Below are 20,033 nucleotides of genomic sequence, written 5' to 3'. Positions count from 1 at the left end.
GATGAGTACAGCTGAATTAAAAAATAAAATTCAATATTTTTTAGAAAACGCAGATGACAAAGTATTAAAAATTGTTAACGGCGTTTTTGAAAATTATTATCAAGATGAAATCGTTGCATTTTATCCTGACGGAAAACCAATGACCAAAAATAATTATATTACGGATATTGAAACAGCAAATAACCAAGTAAAAGAGGGAGATTATATTTCTGTTGAGGAACTTGAAAATGAATAATAAGATTACTAAAGTTGTTTGGACAAGAAAAGCTCAAGAATCTTTACTCTTAATCTTAGAATATAGGTATACTAAATCGCCATCAGTAAGAAAAGATATTATTAGAGCTTCAAAAGAAATTCAGTTTGCTGAACAATTTCAAAAAGATGACATTTTACCAGAATACCGAAGAATAATTGTTAGAGATTATAAACTAATCTATTCTTATGAAAAAGAAATAGTTTACATCTTAAATGTTATTTGTACAAAAGCGAATTAAAATAATGAAAATATTAAAAAAAGATACATATACACTTATTTCAAGTGATGAAAAGTCACTCTCTGAATTCTACAATTCTTTCTTAATTGAAGAAGAAAAAAGATCTAAAGAGCATATTATAATACAAATTTCAGACAACATTAACGCTTCCATAAAAGATTTTTCACTATTTTTGAGAATAGCAGCTCAAAAAAAGGAAAATGGCACATCATTTGTACTAGTAAATTCTAGTATTAATATAGACGATTTTCCAGAAGATTTCAACATTACTCCTACTGTACAAGAAGCAATAGATGTTATAGAAATGGAAGCTATGGAAAGAGAATTAGGATTTTAAACAAGAAGCAAATGGTAAAAAAACTACTTTTAATTTTATTTTTAAGTTGCATTTCAATTGGTTTTTCGCAAGAAAACTCTATTGATTATCTATCTGCTGCTCCAAATCCGTTTACTAATTCTACCAAAATTAGTTTTTCATCAGACGCTAATAAAACTATTTATTTTACCGTTAAAAATGTGTTAGGAAAAACAGTCTTTAGAAAAAGTCTTTTAATTAAATCTGGTAAAAACAACATTCCTTTTTATAAAGATAATTTAGCGACAGGTATGTACATATATAGTATTCAAGACAATAAAAAAACCATATCTAAACGATTTGTCATTAGATGAGTATAGCCCTTACAATATTAGGATGCCATTCTGCAACTCCTAGAAAAAACGCTTTTCCTACTTCTCAATATTTAGAAATAAATAACAGTCATTTTTTAATTGATTGTGGAGAAGGCACGCAGCGACAAATGAGAAAATATAAAGTTGGTTTTGCTAAAATCAATCATATTTTTATTACGCATTTACATGGTGATCATTTTTATGGTTTGGTTGGTTTATTAGCTACTTTCGGTATTTTAAACAGAGAGAAAGAACTCCATATTTATGGACCAAAAGGTATTAAAGAAGTTACTTTATTACAATTGAGAGTTTCTCAATCTCATGCAAAATATAAAATGATTTTTCATGAATTAACTTCAAAAGAAAGTGAGCTTATTTTTGAAGATGATAAAGTTTCTGTAAGTACAATTCCTTTAAACCACAGAGTTTATACAAATGGTTATTTATTTACAGAAAAAGAAAAACCAAGAAAATTAAACATGTTAAATATTAGCGGATATCCAGAAATAGATAAAGCCGATTATTTAAATATTAAAGCCGGTAGAGATGTAGTTTTACCTTCTGGAGAAGTTGTTTCTAATTTAGAATTAACAATTGAGCCAGACAAACCTTTAAGTTTTGCCTTTTGTAGCGATACTTGTTACAAACCAGACATAGTACCTATTATAAAAGATGTAGATCTATTATACCACGAAGCTACTTTTTTAGCAGATAGAGAAGATTTGGCTAAAAAGACAAAACATGCAACTACAAAACAAGCTGCAGAAATTGCAAAACAAGCCAACGCAAAACAATTAATAATTGGGCATTATTCTGGTAGATATAAAGATATTAATGTGTTTAAAGAAGAAGCACAACAAATATTTAAAAATACATATTTAGCAGAACCAGGAAAAATATTTAAAGTTTAATTAATAAGTAAATTGAATTGGTTTTTCTAAATTTATTAGAAAATAAAATATTTTGAAAAGGGAAGTTTAACTTTACCAATTCAATTTACTTTTTAATATTGATTTATACTTAGCATTACTAATGTACAAGCAACTTCTACTTCTATAGAATTCTCTTCTAAAAGTTTAACCAACTCTTCATTTTCTGCTCCAGGATTAAAAATGACCCTTCTCGGTTTTAAACCAATGATATAGTTATAATATTCTTCTTGATTTTTTGGATTTAGGTATATTGTAATAGTATCAATATTCTCATACTCTTTCTTTTCGGTATCAATTACAACTCCTAAAACAGTTCCTTTTCTTATTCCTAAAGCTGCAACTGGTATTTCTTTATCTACGAGTCTCTTTATAGCAATATTAGAATATTTATTAGGATTTGTTGATGCGCCAAGAACTAATGTTACATTTTTCATTTCGTTAATTTACGTTAAACAAATTTAATATCATAACAAATATAAACAATGAGATTAAGAAAAGCTATTAATATTCGAAATCCATTTCATCAATTTAATTTCATTTTTCAAAAAAAAATAACCATAAATAAAGTCGATCTTTAAAATATTTTTCTTGTAAAAGTTGATAAAAACTTCTTATTATTCTTTACAAATTTAACTACCTTTATAGTACCGTAACCTATTATTTTATTTTAAAAAAGTTTATTAAAATCTAGATAATTATGAAAATAGCCGTTTTTAGTACAAAATCTTATGATAAGGAGTCATTAGAAAAATACAATACAAAAAGGGAACATTCTATTACTTATTTTGAAGAATCCTTAAATTATAAAACAACCAATTTAGCTTTAGGTTTTAATGCTGTCTGTGTTTTTGTAAATGACAAACTAGAAGCAGAAACAATAGAAAAAATAGCTAAAAATGGTATAAAGTTAATAGCCTTACGTTGTGCCGGCTTTAATAATATAGATTTAGAAGCTGCTGCAAAAAATAACATTACCGTTGTAAGGGTTCCCGCCTACTCTCCTCATGCCGTTGCAGAACAAGCTGTGGCTTTAATAATGACATTAAACAGAAAAACACATAAAGCATATAATAGAGTTAGAGAAGGTAATTTTTCTTTAGAAAAATTAATAGGTTTTAATCTATATACAAAAACTGTTGGTGTAATTGGAACAGGTAGAATTGGTGAAGCTTTTTCTAAGATAATGTTAGGCTTTGGTTGTAAAGTTGTTGCATATGATGTTTATGAAAATAAAGAATTAATAAAACAAGGTGTAACATATTTACCCTTTGATGAACTTATAAAAGTATCAGATATTATTTCTTTACATTGCCCACTTACACCAGAAACACATCATTTAATGAATAATAAAACATTTTCAAAAATGAAAAAAGGTGTCATGCTAATTAATACCAGTAGAGGTGGTTTGGTTAACAGTAAAGATGCTATAAAAGCCTTAAAGTCTCAAAAAATAGGTTATTTAGGAATTGATGTATATGAACAAGAAGAAAAGCTGTTTTTTAAAGATTTATCTGAAAACATTATTCTCGATGAATTAATATTAAGATTGATAAGCTTCCCAAATGTATTAATTACCGCTCACCAAGGGTTTTTAACAAAAGAGGCATTAGAACAAATAGCCAAAATAACTTTTGAAAATATTTCTAATTTTGAAAAAAATATTAAAACAAAAAATGAAGTTATATTTGAAAAATAAATTAAATAAAAAAAACATTTTACTTTAAATAAATAATGATTGATGCATCTTTGTAATATGTATCTATCTATAACAAATCACATCAATAACTATATTACTCCATCAGCTATTGATTTGCAATTATTTAATGCTGTTTTAACGGAAACGTCTATACCAAAAGGTCAGTTTTTGTCATTACCTAGCGCCATTGTAAAACATGAATATTTTGTTGTTAAAGGTTGTTTAAAAGCTTATTATTCTGATGATAAAGGACATAGACACATCATTCAGTTTGCAATAGAAAATTGGTGGATAGGAGATTTTGATGCTTTTTACAATCAGATACCTTCCCTATTACATATAGAAGCCATAGAAGACTCTAAATTATTATCTATAAGCTATAATAATCTTCAAAAAATTTATACTGAAGCACCTATTTTTGAGCGTTATTTTAGAATTTTAACAACCAAGGCATTCATCGCGCAGCGAAAAAGAATTTTATCTACATTAGAGAAAAATACGCAAGAACGTTACTTAGAGTTTTGCCACTCTTACCCAAACATAGAAGATAGAGTACCTAATTATGACATTGCAAATTATTTAGGAGTTTCTCCAGAAAACTTAAGTCGAGTAAGGCGACAACTTAAAGGTTAAATCTTTCTTAATTGATCTAAGTCAATAATATTAGATTTCTAATCTTGTAATTTTGTATAGATTATAACAATATAAAAATCAATATTAGATGAAAAAGCAACAATTATTAACTCCATATAATAAGCATATCAATTTAAAAAATAGAGTTGTAATGGCTCCCATGACACGTAGTAGAGCAGATAACGAAGGTAATGTAGCTACGAACGAATTACAAGGTTTGTATTATGAGCAACGTGCTTCTGCCGGTTTAATTATCACAGAAGGATCGCAAGTATCTAAAGATGCTGTTGGTTATATTTATACGCCAGGAATATACTCTGAAGAGCAGGTAGCAGGTTGGAAAAAAGTAACGAAACGTGTACATGATAAAGATGGAAAAATCTTTATTCAATTATGGCATGTAGGTAGAATGTCGCACCCAGATTTTCATAATGGAGGCTTACCTCTTTCTGCATCAGCTATAAACCCAAACGCACAATCTTTTACTGTAGAAGGTTTTAAAGACACCGTTACTCCAAAAGAAATGACTATTGAAGATATTAAAACTACGGTTAATGATTTTAAAAATGCCGCTGCAAATGCCGTAAAAGCAGGTTTTGATGGCGTAGAAATTCACTCTTCTAATGGTTATTTATTTCATCAATTTTTCACAAACTGTTCAAATACAAGAACAGATGAATATGGTGGAAGCATTGAAAACAAAACCCGTTTCTTTTTTGAAGTTTTAGATGCAATGAAAGAAGTTATTCCTCAAGAAAAAATAGGTGTACGTTTCAATCCTTCTTTAAACGGTATGTTTGGTATTAATTTAGACGAAGAAACCATACCAACATTCGAATACATTATTAAAAAATTAAACGATTACAATTTAGCATACGTTCATCTTTCTGAGCCTTTTACAGATGTTTCTGATGTTCCTTTTGCTGTAACAGAAATTGCAAAACATTTCCGTCCGCTATATAATGGAACTCTAATGATTAACACTTCGTTTGATAAAGAAAAAGGAAATAAAGTACTAGAAGATGGAAATGCTGATTTAGTTGCTTATGGTAAACCTTTTATCTCTAACCCAGATTTAGTAGAACGTTTTGAAAACAACTTAGAATTAGCAGAATGGGATCAAGATACTTTTTACACTCAAGGAGCTAAAGGTTATACCGATTATCCTAATGCTAGTAAATAAGTAGTTTTTTAATAGTGTTTTTGAAGTGTATGTCAGTTTGAGTCTATTGAAGACCATTAGGCTGCACTTCAACAAGGTCAGTGTGACATTTTGAGTTTTAATTGGTTTACGTTTTAACTTGATTATATTTTAGTTTAAAATCACATTTTTCATCCATCAATCTAAAATAACAATCTAGCAAACGAATGTCAGTCTGAGCCTGTCGAAGACCTTTTTACTGCACTTCGACAAGCTCTGTGTGACATTTAGAATTTTAATTGGTTTTCCATATTTAAATTGATACCATTTTAGTTTAAAATCATATTTTTCGTCAATAATTCTAAAAGAACAATTTAGAAAACAAATGTCAGTCTGAGCTTGTCGAAGACCATTTAAGTTACACTTCGACAAGCTCAGTGTGACATTTAGAATTTTAATTGGTTTTCCATATTTAAATTGATACCATTTTAGTTTAAAATCATATTTTTCGTCAATAATTCTAAAAGAACAATTTAGAAAACAAATGTCAGTCTGAGTTTGTCGAAGACCATTTAACTTACACTTCGACAAGCTCTGTGTGACAATTAGAATTTTAATTGGTTTTCCATATTTAAATTGAAACCATTTTAGTTTAAAATCACATTTTTCGTCAATAATTCTAAAAGAACAATTTAGAAAATGGATGTCAGTCTGAGCCTGTCGAAGACCTTTTTACTGCACTTCGACAAGCTCAGTGTGACAATTCGAATTTTAATTGGTTTTCCATATTTAAATTGAAACCATTTTAGTTTAAAATCACATTTTTCATCAATAATTCTAAAAGAACAATTTAGAAAATGGATGTCAGTCTGAGCTTGTCGAAGATCATTTAAGTTACACTTCGACAAGCTCTGTGTGACATTTTGAATTTTAACTTGACTATATTCTAGAATCCTCGTTTTCTGAATAGTTTTTAGAAAACTTTACTAAATCACTCCAATTTTCATCAATCAAAGCTTTCTTTTTTCTATGAGACCAACCTTTAATTTTCTTTTCATATTGAATTGCATCTCTCGAATCTGAACATTCTAAATACCATTTCAATTCAATTGGTAGTCTAGAAAAAGTATAGGAATCTTTACTTTTTCCTGACTTATGCTCAAACAACCTTCTTTCTAAATTGTTTGTCATTCCTGTGTAATAAGAATTATCAGAGCATAGTAAAATGTAGACATAATAAATTCTCATAATTTAGTTTTTAGGTATTGCACTTCGACAAGCTCAGTGTGACATTTAGAGTTTTAATTGGGTTTCCATATTTAAATTGATACCATTTTAGTTTAAAATCACATTTTTCGTCAATAATTCTAAAAGAACAATTTAGAAAACAAATGTCAGTCTGAGCTTGTCGAAGACAATTTAGATTGCACTTCGACAAGCTCTGTGTGACATTTAGAGTTTTAATTGGATTTCTAGATTTAAATTGAAAATATTTTAGTTTAAAATCACCTTTTTAACCAATCATTCTAAAAAAACAATTTAGAAAACGAATGTCAGTCTGAGCTTGTCGAAGACCATTTAAGTTACACTTCGACAAGCTCAGTGTGACATTTAGAACTTTAATTGACTTTACGTTTTAACTTGATTATATTTTAGTTTAAAATCACATTTTTCATCCATCAATCTAAAATAACAATCTAGCAAACGAATGTCAGTCTGAGCCTGTCGAAGATCATTTAGCTCCACTTCGACAAGCTCTGTGTGACATTTAGAGTTTGAATTGGGTTTTCATATTTAAATTAAAAACATTTCAGTTTAAAATCACATTTTTTACCAATCATTCCAAAAGAACAATTTAGAAAACGAATGTCAGTCTGAGCTTGTCGAAGACCATTTAAGTTACACTTCGACAAGCTCTGTGTGACATTTATAATTTCAATTGGGTTTCCATATTTAAATTGAAAATATTTTAGGTTAAAATCACATTTTTAACAAATCATTCCAAAAGAACAATTTAGAAAACAAATGTCATACAGAGCTTGTCGAAGACCATTTAAGTTACACTTCGACAAGCTCTGTATGACATTTTGAATTTAAATTGAGTTCTATATCTAAATTGAAAACATTTTAGTTTAAAATCACCTTTTTACCAACGGATAATAACAGAACCCCAAGTAAATCCACTTCCAAAAGCAGCTAAAACAACTAAATCGTTGTCCTTTATTTTTCCTTCTTCCCACGCTTCGGTTAAAGCAATAATTACAGAAGCAGCTGTGGTGTTTCCGTATTTTTGAATATTATTAAAAACCCTGTCATCAGACAATTTAAACTTCTTTTGTATAAACTGTGCGATACGTAAATTTGCTTGATGCGGAATTAACATATCAATATCTTCTTTCTCTAATTTATTTGCAGCTAAACCTTCTACAATAGCTTCAGAAAAACGTGTTATTGCGTGTTTAAAAACAAACTGACCATTCATATACGGGAAATATGAAACATCATCTGGATCATTTCTTTCTATAATTCCTGGAACCCATTTTCCGGTAGACGGTCCTTCTAAAACCAATTCTTTTGCATGTTTTCCTTCCGAATGTAAATGAGTAGATAAAATTCCTTTTCCTGCTTCTTCACTTCTAGAAAGTACAGCTGCTCCTGCTCCATCACCAAAAATAACCGAAATATTTCTCCCTCTTGTCGATTTGTCTAATCCTCCAGAATGATTTTCAGCACCAATTACTAAAACATTTTTATACATTCCTGTTTTTATAAATTGGTCTGCAACAGACATTGCATAAATAAAACCAGAACATTGGTTACGTACATCTAAAGCCGGAATTGTCCCCATATCTAACATTTCTTGTACTTGAACTCCACCTCCAGGAAAATACATATCTGGACTTAAAGTTGCAAACACAATAAAATCGATATCATCTTTTGTTAAACCAGCTCTTTCAATTGCAATTCTAGATGCTTTTGCGCCCATAACTGCCGTTGTGTCTTCTGTTTTTGGGTCTATCCAACGTCTTTCTTTAATTCCTGTTCGTTCTTGAATCCATTCATCTGAAGTTTCCATGAACTCTTTTAAGTCATTATTGGTAACAACATTCTCTGGAACATAATAGCCAAGTCCCGTTATTTTTGAATTATACATAATTATATATTGTTTTTTTGATTTTTTAGCAAAGTCTTAATACGTAAAAGTACTAATTTATAAAAATAAATGAAACAGTTGCCATTAAAATAATATTTCTGTCATCTTGTCATAAAATTCTCTTTGGTATTTTTTTTGAATAACCTATATCAAATTATAAATAATAACTGTTTGTCAATTCAGGTGAATTTTTAAGATAGAAAAAGTGTCTTTAGAGAATAATTAAAACTTCTCGATACGTTTTTTAGAAAAAAAATCACACGAAGTAGCAACCTCAAAATTAAATAAATATAAAATGGCAAAAGGAAATATTAATGTATCAGTAGAAAATATTTTTCCACTAATTAAAAAGTTCTTGTATTCAGATCACGAAATCTTTTTACGTGAATTAATTTCTAACGGAACAGATGCAACTTCTAAATTAAAACACTTAATTGCTATTGGTGAAGCAAAAACTGAATTAGGTGATGCTAAAATTGAAGTAAGCATCGATAAAGAAGCTAAAACAATTACAATTAAAGATCAAGGTTTAGGAATGACTGCAGATGAGGTTGAAAAATACATCAACCAAATTGCATTTTCTGGAGCTGAAGAGTTTTTAGATAAATATAAAGACAACGAAGCAGGAATTATTGGTCATTTCGGACTAGGTTTTTACTCTGCTTTTATGGTTGCAGAAAAAGTAGAATTAATTACAAAGTCTTTTAAAGACGAACCTGCTGCACATTGGACTTGTGATGGTTCTCCAGAATTTACATTAGTAGAAAGCGATAAAGCAGACAGAGGTACAGAAATTATTTTGCACGTTGCAGAAGATTCTTTAGACTTCTTAGAAGAAAGTAAAATTGGTGGTTTATTAAACAAATACAACCGTTTTAACCAAGTGCCAATTAAATTTGGAACAGAAGAAATTGACGATCCTGAGTTTACACCTGCAACTACAACAGATGCTGAAGGGAAAGAAACTACAGAGCCTCATAAAAAAATTACAGTTGATAATATCATCAATAATACAGAACCTGCTTGGACAAAAGCGCCTGCAGATTTAAGTGATGAAGATTATGAAAACTTCTACAGAGAATTGTATCCAATGCAATTTGAAGAGTCTTTATTCCACATTCATTTAAATGTAGATTATCCTTTTAACTTAACAGGTATTTTATTTTTCCCTAAGTTATCTACATCAATGGATATGCAAAAGGACAAAATTCAATTATACCAAAACCAAGTTTTTGTAACGGATAATGTAGAAGGAATTGTTCCTGATTTCTTACAAATGCTAAAAGGTGTAATCGATTCTCCAGACATTCCTTTAAACGTTTCTCGTTCTGGTTTACAAGCAGACGGAGCAGTAAAGAAAATTTCTGGTTACATTACTAAAAAAGTAGCCGATAAATTATCTTCTATCTTCAAAAAAGACAGAGCAGATTTTGAAACAAAATGGAATGATATTAAAGTAATTATTGAGTACGGAATGTTGTCTGAAGATAAATTCTTTGACAAAGCGAAGAAATTTGCATTGTACCCAACAGTTGCAGACACCTATTTTACGTTTGATGAATTAATTGAAAAAACAAAAGATTCTCAGACTGATAAAGAAGGAAATCACGTTCTTTTATATACATCAAACAAAGAAGCACAACACAGTTATATTCAAGATGCAACAGCAAAAGGATATGAAGTATTGTTATTAGATTCTCCTATTATTTCGCATTTAATGCAGAAATTAGAAGGTGGTGATGCTAAAGTAAAATTCTCTAGAGTTGATGCAGATCACTTAGATAATTTAATTAAGAAAGACGAAAACGTAATTTCTAAATTATCTGAGGATGAAATTGCAACTTTAAAACCAATTATTGAAGGTGCCGTAAATTCTAAAACTTATACGGTTCAATTAGAAGCGATGGACTCTGCTTCTTCTCCGTTTATGATTACAGTTCCAGAATTTATGCGTAGAATGAAAGAAATGCAAGCTTCTGGTGGTGGTGGAATGATGGGAATGGGTAATTTCCCAGACATGTATAACTTAGTAGTTAATACAAACAGCCCATTAGTTTCTGATATCTTAAATAATAAAGATGAAGCGGCTCAGAAAGGTTTAATTTCTCAAGCTTTTGATTTAGCTAAATTATCTCAGAACCTTTTACATGGTGAAGAGTTAACAAACTTTATAAAACGTTCTTACGCGTTAATTAAATAGTGGCGAATCGCCACAGATAAATTATAAACCTCTCTGTATATTCAGAGAGGTTTTTTTATTTGTCCCTTTTTTTTTTTTAAAATTAAATGTTATAAGTAAGTAGATAAACACCTAATTTTAGATTAACCTACTGTTTCTTTTTTTTAGTTTTTAAACTCAACAATGTCAGTTCGAGCGCAGTCGAGAACTATTAGATTAAAAAATTAGGTTTCTACTGCGCTCAACCAGACATATTGCTTATTTTTAAACTAAATTCTATACAAATAATTAATTACATCTATTAATTCTTTCTGTCCTTTCGAATTTCATAATTATGCTACAATGAAACTTACACACACCAACACATTACCAGAAATTGGCACTAGTCATAATGACGATATCAAGAAAAAAGTATTTATAGAAAAAGGAATTGTTCCTCAATTAATGATGTTTGGTGCTGCCACATTTACTCCCGGACAAACTGTAGAAACGCATAAACATGATACCATGTACGAAGTTTTTTATATACAATCTGGTAAAGTAGAATTTATTGTGAATGCTAATAAAATGATTGTAGTTCCTGGAGATTGTATCACTATTGAACAAGGAGAATTCCACTCCATGAACAATCCTTTTTTAGAAAATGTTACTTGGGTTTATTTTGGAATTGCAACAGACCAGCAAGACTAATTTTAAAGATTCCATTTAGCTTTTAAAAATAGGTTTTCTTAACTATCATAAAGCTGCTTTAAAAAGCTACGTTGTAAATTCAAATCTATTTTTTCTGTTTTAAATTGTAACTTTGATAAACACATCATACACAATTCATATTCAAAAAAAATGATTATAGACGTACATACACACCTTAATAATTACCATGAAGATAGAGTAACCTCTATAAAAGATAGTTTAGATTTACTTTCTAATACCATGAAAGATAATCAGGTAGATTATTCATTGGTTTTATCCTCTTACAAAGTAAATGAACACAGACCAAGCACCAAACTAGTTGTAGAAACGGTTAAAGGTTATAAAAATATTGGCGTAGTTGCTGGTATTAGTTACTTGCATTATAATTACAAAGATGTTATAGAAGTTAGTCAGTATTTAAAAGAAGGACATATAAAAGGTTTAAAATTTTATCCTGGCTACGAGCCTTTTTATCCGAATGATATTCGATTAAAATTGTGGTATGAAATGGCCATTGAATATGATGTTCCTGTAATGTTTCATTCTGGAGATACATATGCACCAACAGGTAAAGTAAAATATTCTCATCCGTTGCATATTGATGATTTAGCGGTAGATTTTCCAGATTTAAAAATTGTAATTTGTCATGTTGGTAATCCTTGGATTAAAGATTGTATGGAAGTTGTCTATAAAAATAAAAATGTTTTTGCTGATATTTCTGGTTTGGTTTTAGGCGATTTTAATGACAAGTTTGAACGCTACATGAAAAAGGAAATTGAAGAGATGATAACCTACGCAGGAGATCCAAAATATTTATTATATGGTACCGACTGGCCAATTTCTAATATGAAATCTTATTTGAAATTTATGAATCAATTAGATTTAGCTGATGATAAAAAAGAATTCATTCTATGGGAAAATGCAGCCGAATTATTTAAGATTGATGTGAATGATTTAAAATAATTACTTTATTAAACTTAACTTTTTTTATTGCTGATAAAAATCACAAACCTCACTGCGTATTCAGAGAGGTTTTTTGTTTGATTTTGTCAAGAAAAAAGGGTAAATTCGTTTGACTTCTGATAAAATGAATTGAAACTTATTTTATTGTTGGAATTGTAAATAATGTAAAAATGACCTCAGATTCAATAATAAATATTGATTTTTTCAGAACTATATTATCAGTAATAATTGGTGGAGTTATTTCCTTAACTTCAGTTTTATTAATCGAATTACGAAAAAGTAAAAAAGATAAAACCGAAAGACAAAAAGCTTTATACGCCAAATTAATTGGGACGCTAAACTCTTTGAGAAGAATTGAAAAAACTTGTATTCAAGATGATATGGGATATGCTTATAATAGGCAGTGTTTTGAGATGACAAAAGATGACATTAGCAAAAGACAAGCAGAATATCACTTGCAAAGAAGAAACGATGCTATTTTAAATATGAATAGTAAAGCAGAAGAATTTGATTCTTTATGTATCCAGTATGAATTAGAATACGGAACGGACACAGTTTTCGACAAAGTGACTCAAGAATTGAAAAACTGGCCAAGACCTAAAAAGATAAGATACTTTGAGGTTGTTTCTTTGGATGAGTTAAATAAAAAATATGAGAATGACACTAAAAAATTGTCAAATTATGCTCAAGAATATTGGGATAAAAGAATAAAAACATTGATTACTCATATTAAAGACAAACTTAAATAAACACTATTTACAGCAATGTATAAAAATAATAGCTCAATTTTAGGCTTAGAAAAAGGTCTTTTCAAGTTTACTACGTCTGATTTTCCTGCGGAAAATCCTCGCACGTAAACCCGTAACTATTCTTATACTAAACGTTAAACAAACCACTTCCATTTCTTCAAAAGATAATAAAATGAAAAATTACACTTTACTAATCATCCTAAGTCTACTAATTTTAAGCTGTAATAAAGAGAAAGAAGTAAGCTCTGTAGATTTTAATAATTGGTCTAAAAAACACTTAGCAATCAACACAAAAGATTCTTTAGAATATGGTAAATCTTATTTATCTGTATATTCTCAAATTTACAGTGTTTCAGAACATAAAACCCATAGTTTAACTGCTATGGTTAGTTTGCGGAATACAAGCGACACAGACACCATCTATTTATTAAAAGCTGAATATTACGATACCAAAGGAAAACTAGTATATTCTTATTTTGATAAAACAATATTTTTAGCTCCTTTAGAAACTACAGAAATTATCATTGATGAAGTAGAAAAAAATGGAGAAACGGGTTCTAATTTTATTTTCGAATGGAAAATACCTAAAGATTGTCCAGAACCTTTATTTGAAGGAATCATGAATTCTACCAAAGGTCAACAAGGATTGTCTTTTACCACACAGTCTAGAAGAATTAAATAAAAATAAACAGTAAATTTATCTTTTTAAAATGATATTTTATGAAGTGGAAAGGAAATAGAAAGAGTTCTAATGTAGAAGATAGAAGAGGCGCTTCTTCTGGTGGTAGTTCTGGTGGTTTAGGCAGTTTAAGTCCTATGATAATTGGGCTTCTATTAAAATTAGTGACTTCTAAAAAAGGGTTAATTATTGTAGGTATTGTTTTGGCTGTTATGTATTTTACAGGAAATAATCCTTTAAACTTTATTACAGGAAACACTAGTAACCAAATAGAATCTTCAACTACTTACAAAGGAACAGCTAAAGAAAATGAGTTGGCAGAATTTAGTAACCAAGTTTTAAGAAGTACAGAAGATGTTTGGAACACAATTATACCAAATTATAGAGAACCTACTTTAGTTCTTTTTACAGGCTCTGTGAGTTCTGCTTGTGGAAGTGCTTCTAGCGCAACTGGTCCTTTCTATTGTCCTGGTGATGAAAAACTATACATCGATTTAAGTTTTTTTGAAGAAATGGAGAAAAATTTAAATGCTCCTGGAGATTTTGCACAAGCGTATGTAATTGCACACGAAGTTGGCCATCACATTCAAACCATTACAGGTATCAGTAAAAAAGTACAAGCTTTACGCGATAAAGTGAGTCAAACTGAATATAACAAATACTCTGTTATGTTAGAATTACAAGCAGATTTTTACGCTGGTGTTTGGGCGCATCATTCTCAAAAAGATAATTTAATTTTAGATGACAATGATTTAGAAGAAGCATTAAACGCAGCAAATGCTATTGGAGACGATCGTTTACAAAAACAATCTACAGGAAGAGTAGTTCCAGACTCTTTTACCCACGGAACTTCTGCGCAAAGAATGCGTTGGTTTAAAAAAGGTTTTGACACAGGTGATGTTAACCAAGGTGATACTTTTAGTGCAAGTTCTTTATAACTTTTAATTTATTTACTCCTATATGATTTCAATTAAAAAAGCAGCTTTAGAAGATGTTAAAGCATTAGCTAAAGTTGGTGAAAAAGCATTTTTAGTTCCACATCAAGAAGCCATTCCTAAAGAAATGATGGACGCTTATATTAGTACTAGTTTTAATGAGCAAAACTTAATTGAAGAGATAACCAATAAGAAGTTTCAATATCATTTAATTTTTAAAAATGATGTTTTAGCTGGTTATTCTAAGATTATTATCAATTACAAAAACGAAAACATAAAGGAAACCAATGTTACAAAAATGGAACGTTTGTAGTTATTGGAAGAGTTTTATGGTACTGGTTTAGGTAAACAATTATTTACACACAATTTAGAGTTAGCCAAACAACAAAATCAAAAAGGTATTTGGTTATATGTATGGATAAAAAGCTACAAAGCAATCGATTTTTATAAAAAAGCAGGCTTTAAAAAAATAGCAGATTATGATTTTCCTCTTTCTAAAACAGAAACGAGACCTAATGATGTTTTTTACTTAGAGTTTTAAGTTTAAAATAACCTCATAAAAAAAGCTTCAGAATAACTCTGAAGCTTTTTTGTTTCCTTAAAATAAGAAGGTTATTTTTTAACCATTGTCATCTTAATTGTAGACTTTAATTCTTGTCCGCTTACTGACATATTCATATCAATTGTAGAGTTTTCAGGAATTCCAGAAGCTTTATCAATATTCATATTTCCAGAAATTGTTCCGGTTGCCATTCCAGAAACATCACCAGATAAGTCTAAAACAATCTTATCACTTGAGATAGATTTTACAGTATAAAGAAAATCCATTTTCATACCTTTTTCTTCTTTAGTCATTGTCCAAGTACTACCAACACTTACTGCTTCTGTAGGATATACAACATTACTAGATTGTTTTGCCATATCTTCTACTCCAGGGATGCTTGGCTCAACTTTAACTTCTAAAATTTCACCCAAGTTATTTCCTTTAGCTGATATAAGAGCACTTAACATTGGTCCCATTTGAGCTTTCATCATCTTACCAGTTTCATCTAACTCTTCATCACTTTTAGTAGAATCAAAACTCATTGCTTGTCCACCTTGTAACATGTCCATAGTCATTTTAGTGAATTTCATTTCACTATCATAAGTATCACCATTTACATCTAAAACTTTTATATCCATATTAATAAGCATTCCCATAGACATTACAGTTCCCATTTCTTGAGAAATGTTCATTTCAACATCATAAGTAGCTCCTTTTTCATAGTTTAATCTAAGTAATGCAGCATCTTGCGCTAAGCTTAAGTTTGCAGAAATCACTAGAAATAAAATTAACAATTTTTTCATTTTTTTTAATTTTTTTAATTTAGTTTTATAATTATTTATATACAACGAATATAATATTTTGAAACAAAAAAACGCTCACAAATTGTGAGCGTTTTTAGTATAATTGTATTTATTTTAAAACTAGAAGTCTTGGTTTATATCCCAAGCTTCTAAAATATCTTTTAAAGTTTTAATAAACATTCCGCCTAAGGCACCATTTACAACTCTATGATCATAAGAATGTGATACAAACATTTTTTGTCTAATTCCAATAAAGTCACCTTCTGGAGTTTCTATAACCGCAGGTACTTTTCTAATAGCCCCTAAAGCCAAAATAGCAACCTGTGGTTGATTAATAATAGGTGTTCCCATAATAGAACCAAAACCACCAACATTTGTAACCGTATAAGTACCTCCTTGTATATCATCTGGCTTTAAAGCATTATTTCTTGCTCTAGTTGCTAAATCATTTACTGCTTTGGTAATTCCTACCAAACTAAGTTGATCTGCATTTTTAATGACAGGTACAATTAAGTTTCCATCTGGTAATGCAGCAGCCATTCCTAAATTTATATTTTTCTTTTTAATAATGGTATCACCATTAACAGCAATATTAATTAAAGGATATTTTTTAATTGTAGTAGCAATTGCTTGCATAAAAATTGGTGTAAAAGTTAATTTCTCACCTTCTCTTTTAAAGAAAGCATCTTTAACCTTGTTTCTCCAATTTACAATATTAGTTACATCAATTTCTATAAAAGATTGTACATGCGCAGAAGTCTGTATAGAATCTACCATGTGTTTAGAAATCAATTTCCCCATTCTACTCATTTCTATAATTTCATCTTCTCCGTTTACAGAAATTGGTGCCGCTTTAGCAACCGTTTTCTCTATTTTTTTAGGAGCCTCAGCTTTAACAGGAGCTTTAGATGGTGTTTCTTTAACAGCTTCACCTCTATTTTCTATATAAGAAAGGATGTCTTCTTTAGTAACTCTATCGTCTTTACCAGAACCAGAAATAGATTCTAATTCGCTCATAGAAATACCTTCCGTTTGTGCTATATTTCTAACTAAAGGTGAATAAAATTTACCCGAATCAGAAATCTTAGCAATTGGTGCTGCTACGGTTTCAACTGCTTTATCAATCGTTTCTTCGATTTCTTCAACAGTAGACTTTTCTGCTTTACTAGATACAGTAACTTGCTCTCCACCAGAATCTTCTCCCTCTATTTCTATAATTGCAATCGTTGCTCCAACAGCAACAACATCATCTTGTTCAAATAAAATTTCTATTAAAGTCCCTGCAACTTCAGAAGGAATTTCTGAGTCTACTTTATCCGTGGCAATTTCTACCACAGCTTCATCTAATTCAATGGTATCTCCAACTTCTTTTAACCAAGAAGTTATCGTTGCTTCTGCAACACTCTCTCCCATTTTAGGTAATTTCAATTCAAATCTTGCCATTTCTATCTCATTTTTCAGTATGCAAAAGTACTAAAAATCGTTGATTTTTTAGTCTTTTTAATCTAATAAAAAAATAAACATTAAAACAAACTTTACATTATTCATAATAAAACTGTTTTAAAATTAAATATTAATGAATTTAATTTAGTGAAAAAATAATTTTAATGTATTTTATACAATATTAGTTAGTAATACAACTTTATATTTTCACTAGAACAAAATAGGTAATCAACTTAAACAAGCTACTTTAAAATTTAGATAAATAATCGATTCTAACATTTACCCATAAATTTTAAGATAGAAATAAGAAATAAAATTAACTTTAGCTCTATAAATACCTATTTGAATTGATTATTTTCTAATACAGAATTCAATAAACATCAAATTACACTCTCTAAAAAAAATAACTCTAAATTATTTATTATTAAAAGAATAAAAAATTAATTCTAAAGTCCCCCAAAAACAGCAGCTATAATTACCAAAGCATATAAAGATATGGTTATAATGGTAAATACACCTATAAATTTATAGTGAGATTTTAACATCTCAAAGGCTTTTGCTAAAGTTTCATCATTTTTTGTAGCCAATGCACTTTTCATTTTATTAGAAAATTGCAATAAATAATACACCGGAAAAAAATATATAATGGCCAGTACCAAATAAGCTATCGTCATTGTCAATCCTAAACCCTCTGGCATACCAGGTTGCATTTTGCTTGCCAAATTAAAAATAGTAGTTGCAAAAAAAGCAAAAAGCACCATTATTGCTATAAAAACAAAACCAATAATAGCTAAGAATTTAGCCCATTTAGCAGTTTCTTTTAAAAAATTCTTAGAAGCACTTGTTAATGTAAGTTGTTCTAATTGTGTAATAGGATTATGTATCATAAAATAAATTATAAGATTTCTTTCTTTCAAAAATAGACAAAAAAAAGAAGCCACGAATTCACAATTAAAACTTTGTGCATCCGTGGCTAAAATTATATCTAAAAAGTTATTCCTTTATAGTAATCTCAAATATTTTAAAGCTATTTAAATTCTGAAATCGTATTTTTAATAATTGAAATACATTCCATTAATTGTGCTTCATTCATCACCAACGGTGGTGCAAAGCGGATAATATTTCCATGCGTAGGTTTCGCTAATAAACCGTTCTCTTTTAATTTCATACAGATATCCCAAGCAGTAGAACTATCTTCAGAATCATTAATTAAAATTGCATTTAACAAACCTTTACCTCTAACAGATTCTACTAAATGATTGTTTTTACAAAATTCAGTTAATTCAGCTCTAAAAATAATCCCTAAAGCTTCTGCATTTTCAGCTAAGTTTTCTTCGGCAACAACTTCTAATGCAGCAATTGCAACAGCTGCAGCAACAGGATTCCCTCCAAATGTAGAACCATGATTACCAGGTCCAATAACATCCATAATATTATTATTCGCTAAAACAGCCGAAACAGGATATGCTCCACCGCTTAACGCTTTACCTAAAATTAAAATATCTGGTTTCACATTCTCATGATCTACAGCCAACATTTTACCTGTTCTTGCTATTCCTGTTTGTACTTCATCTGCAATAAAAAGCACGTTATACTCAGCACACATTTTTTTAGCTGCAGCCAAATATCCTTCAGAAGGCACGTAAACACCAGCTTCCCCCTGTATCGGTTCTACTAAAAAAGCCGCAATATTGTTACTACTCTCTAAAACCTCTTGTAACTCTTGTAAATTATCATATTCAATTTTGATAAATCCTTTGGTATAAGGACCAAAATTCTTTTTAGCCACAGGATCATTAGAAAATGAAATAATAGTAGTAGTTCTACCATGAAAATTATTCTCACAAACAATAATCTCCGCCTTATTCTCTTTAATACCTTTTACTTCATACGCCCATTTTCTGGCAATTTTTAAAGCAGTTTCAACAGCTTCTGCACCAGTATTCATTGGTAATAATTTGTCAAAACCAAAAAGTTCTGTTGCAAATTTCTCATATTTACCCAATACATCATTATAAAAAGCACGCGAAGTTAAAGTCAAGGTTTGAGCTTGATTTACCATTGCAGCTACAATTTTTGGGTGACAATGCCCCTGATTTACAGCAGAATATGCTGATAAAAAGTCATAATATCTTTTTCCTTCTGCATCCCAAACATAAACACCTTCTCCTCTACTCAACACCACTGGAAGTGGATGATAGTTATGTGCTCCATATTTGTTCTCTAATTCAATCGCTTCTTTCGAAGTTAATTTGTCTAAAACAGTCATTTTTTTCGTTTTAAATGTTTATAATAAAATAACCATTCCTGTTCTACCTTTATCTTTTCA

At 29.6% G+C, this 20,033-nt stretch carries 23 protein-coding genes; 16 read left to right on the top strand and 7 right to left on the bottom strand.

Going from position 1 to position 20,033, the window contains the following annotated elements:
* Nucleotide 1 precedes the first annotated feature (1 nt).
* From KV700_RS00500 to KV700_RS00480, 5 genes are read left to right on the top strand one after another with little or no spacing between them, the layout of a single operon-like run.
* On the top strand, nt 2–235 hold the full coding sequence (locus tag KV700_RS00500; RefSeq protein WP_165733486.1) for a hypothetical protein: 234 nt from the start codon (nt 2–4) through the stop codon (nt 233–235).
* The gene (locus tag KV700_RS00495; RefSeq protein ID WP_218598697.1) at nt 228–494 is read left to right on the top strand and encodes a type II toxin-antitoxin system RelE/ParE family toxin; all 267 of its coding nucleotides are present in this window, start codon (nt 228–230) and stop codon (nt 492–494) included. The genes KV700_RS00500 and KV700_RS00495 overlap by 8 nt, the downstream gene beginning before the upstream one ends.
* 4 nt (nt 495–498) lie before the next feature.
* The gene (locus tag KV700_RS00490) at nt 499–831 is read left to right on the top strand and encodes a hypothetical protein (RefSeq protein WP_218598696.1); all 333 of its coding nucleotides are present in this window, start codon (nt 499–501) and stop codon (nt 829–831) included.
* 11 nt (nt 832–842) lie between these two features.
* Nucleotides 843–1,163 carry a T9SS type A sorting domain-containing protein gene (locus tag KV700_RS00485; protein ID WP_166386269.1) on the top strand — a complete coding sequence of 107 codons (321 nt, stop codon included), beginning with the start codon at nt 843–845 and terminating at the stop codon, nt 1,161–1,163.
* Entirely contained in the window at nt 1,160–2,074 is a 915-nt protein-coding gene (locus tag KV700_RS00480) for a ribonuclease Z (RefSeq protein ID WP_166386267.1), read from the top strand. Before KV700_RS00485 ends, KV700_RS00480 begins: the two co-directional genes overlap by 4 nt.
* Nucleotides 2,075–2,166: 92 nt before the next feature.
* Here the strand turns inward: KV700_RS00480 and KV700_RS00475 are convergent, their stop codons facing one another.
* Nucleotides 2,167–2,529 carry a CoA-binding protein gene (locus KV700_RS00475; protein ID WP_166386265.1) on the bottom strand — a complete coding sequence of 121 codons (363 nt, stop codon included), beginning with the start codon at nt 2,527–2,529 and terminating at the stop codon, nt 2,167–2,169.
* A gap of 263 nt (nt 2,530–2,792) precedes the next feature.
* Between KV700_RS00475 and KV700_RS00470 the strand changes: the two genes are divergently transcribed.
* From KV700_RS00470 to KV700_RS00460, 3 genes are all read left to right on the top strand, one after another.
* Nucleotides 2,793–3,791: a 2-hydroxyacid dehydrogenase gene (locus KV700_RS00470; protein WP_218598695.1), complete on the top strand. Its 999-nt coding sequence runs from the start codon at nt 2,793–2,795 to the stop codon at nt 3,789–3,791.
* 57 nt (nt 3,792–3,848) lie between these two features.
* Nucleotides 3,849–4,424, top strand: coding sequence for a Crp/Fnr family transcriptional regulator (locus KV700_RS00465; protein WP_166386483.1), 576 nt, complete (start codon nt 3,849–3,851; stop codon nt 4,422–4,424).
* 88 nt (nt 4,425–4,512) lie between these two features.
* On the top strand, nt 4,513–5,607 hold the full coding sequence (locus KV700_RS00460; RefSeq protein ID WP_218598694.1) for an alkene reductase: 1,095 nt from the start codon (nt 4,513–4,515) through the stop codon (nt 5,605–5,607).
* Between the two features lie 897 nt (nt 5,608–6,504).
* On the opposite strand, the gene KV700_RS00455 is transcribed toward KV700_RS00460, so the two are convergent.
* Both KV700_RS00455 and KV700_RS00450 read right to left on the bottom strand, forming a co-directional pair.
* A complete protein-coding gene (locus KV700_RS00455; RefSeq protein WP_218598693.1) occupies nt 6,505–6,813 on the bottom strand; it encodes a GIY-YIG nuclease family protein in 309 nt (102 codons plus the stop codon).
* Between the two features lie 898 nt (nt 6,814–7,711).
* Nucleotides 7,712–8,719 carry a 3-oxoacyl-ACP synthase III family protein gene (locus KV700_RS00450; protein WP_166386257.1) on the bottom strand — a complete coding sequence of 336 codons (1,008 nt, stop codon included), beginning with the start codon at nt 8,717–8,719 and terminating at the stop codon, nt 7,712–7,714.
* Nucleotides 8,720–9,014: 295 nt separating this feature from the next.
* On the opposite strand from KV700_RS00450, the gene htpG reads away from it, so the two are divergent.
* The 8 genes from htpG to KV700_RS17200 all read left to right on the top strand — a co-directional run bounded on the left by htpG (nt 9,015) and on the right by KV700_RS17200 (nt 15,455).
* Complete coding sequence (gene htpG, locus KV700_RS00445) at nt 9,015–10,919, top strand: molecular chaperone HtpG (protein WP_218598692.1); 1,905 nt, start codon at nt 9,015–9,017, stop codon at nt 10,917–10,919.
* A gap of 321 nt (nt 10,920–11,240) precedes the next feature.
* Nucleotides 11,241–11,588: a cupin domain-containing protein gene (locus KV700_RS00440; RefSeq protein ID WP_218598691.1), complete on the top strand. Its 348-nt coding sequence runs from the start codon at nt 11,241–11,243 to the stop codon at nt 11,586–11,588.
* 150 nt (nt 11,589–11,738) lie between these two features.
* Nucleotides 11,739–12,551: an amidohydrolase family protein gene (locus KV700_RS00435; RefSeq protein ID WP_218598690.1), complete on the top strand. Its 813-nt coding sequence runs from the start codon at nt 11,739–11,741 to the stop codon at nt 12,549–12,551.
* A gap of 170 nt (nt 12,552–12,721) precedes the next feature.
* On the top strand, nt 12,722–13,300 hold the full coding sequence (locus KV700_RS00430) for a hypothetical protein (protein WP_218598689.1): 579 nt from the start codon (nt 12,722–12,724) through the stop codon (nt 13,298–13,300).
* A gap of 172 nt (nt 13,301–13,472) precedes the next feature.
* Nucleotides 13,473–13,982, top strand: coding sequence for a DUF3124 domain-containing protein (locus KV700_RS00425; RefSeq protein WP_166386248.1), 510 nt, complete (start codon nt 13,473–13,475; stop codon nt 13,980–13,982).
* A gap of 38 nt (nt 13,983–14,020) precedes the next feature.
* Nucleotides 14,021–14,917 (top strand): neutral zinc metallopeptidase, encoded by an 897-nt coding sequence (locus KV700_RS00420; protein ID WP_218598688.1) that lies wholly within the window; start codon nt 14,021–14,023, stop codon nt 14,915–14,917.
* 22 nt (nt 14,918–14,939) lie between these two features.
* Complete coding sequence (locus KV700_RS17205) at nt 14,940–15,227, top strand: hypothetical protein (protein WP_254712947.1); 288 nt, start codon at nt 14,940–14,942, stop codon at nt 15,225–15,227.
* 3 nt (nt 15,228–15,230) lie between these two features.
* Nucleotides 15,231–15,455 (top strand): N-acetyltransferase, encoded by a 225-nt coding sequence (locus KV700_RS17200; protein ID WP_254712946.1) that lies wholly within the window; start codon nt 15,231–15,233, stop codon nt 15,453–15,455.
* 71 nt (nt 15,456–15,526) lie between these two features.
* Here KV700_RS17200 and KV700_RS00410 read toward each other — a convergent pair whose 3' ends face one another.
* The 4 genes from KV700_RS00410 to rocD form a co-directional block, all read right to left on the bottom strand.
* Entirely contained in the window at nt 15,527–16,261 is a 735-nt protein-coding gene (locus KV700_RS00410; protein WP_218598687.1) for a DUF6263 family protein, read from the bottom strand.
* Nucleotides 16,262–16,381: 120 nt separating this feature from the next.
* Nucleotides 16,382–17,704, bottom strand: a complete 1,323-nt coding sequence (locus KV700_RS00405) for a dihydrolipoamide acetyltransferase family protein (RefSeq protein WP_218598686.1) — start codon at nt 17,702–17,704, stop codon at nt 16,382–16,384.
* Nucleotides 17,705–18,150: 446 nt separating this feature from the next.
* Nucleotides 18,151–18,591, bottom strand: coding sequence for a DUF5362 family protein (locus KV700_RS00400; protein ID WP_254712945.1), 441 nt, complete (start codon nt 18,589–18,591; stop codon nt 18,151–18,153).
* 140 nt (nt 18,592–18,731) lie between these two features.
* The gene (rocD, locus tag KV700_RS00395; RefSeq protein WP_218598685.1) at nt 18,732–19,973 is read right to left on the bottom strand and encodes an ornithine--oxo-acid transaminase; all 1,242 of its coding nucleotides are present in this window, start codon (nt 19,971–19,973) and stop codon (nt 18,732–18,734) included.
* Nucleotides 19,974–20,033 lie beyond the last annotated feature (60 nt).

It is taken from the genome of Polaribacter sp. NJDZ03 (assembly GCF_019263805.1).
Taxonomy (GTDB): Bacteria; Bacteroidota; Bacteroidia; order Flavobacteriales; family Flavobacteriaceae; genus Polaribacter.
This window is presented reverse-complemented; position numbering and strand designations above follow the sequence as displayed.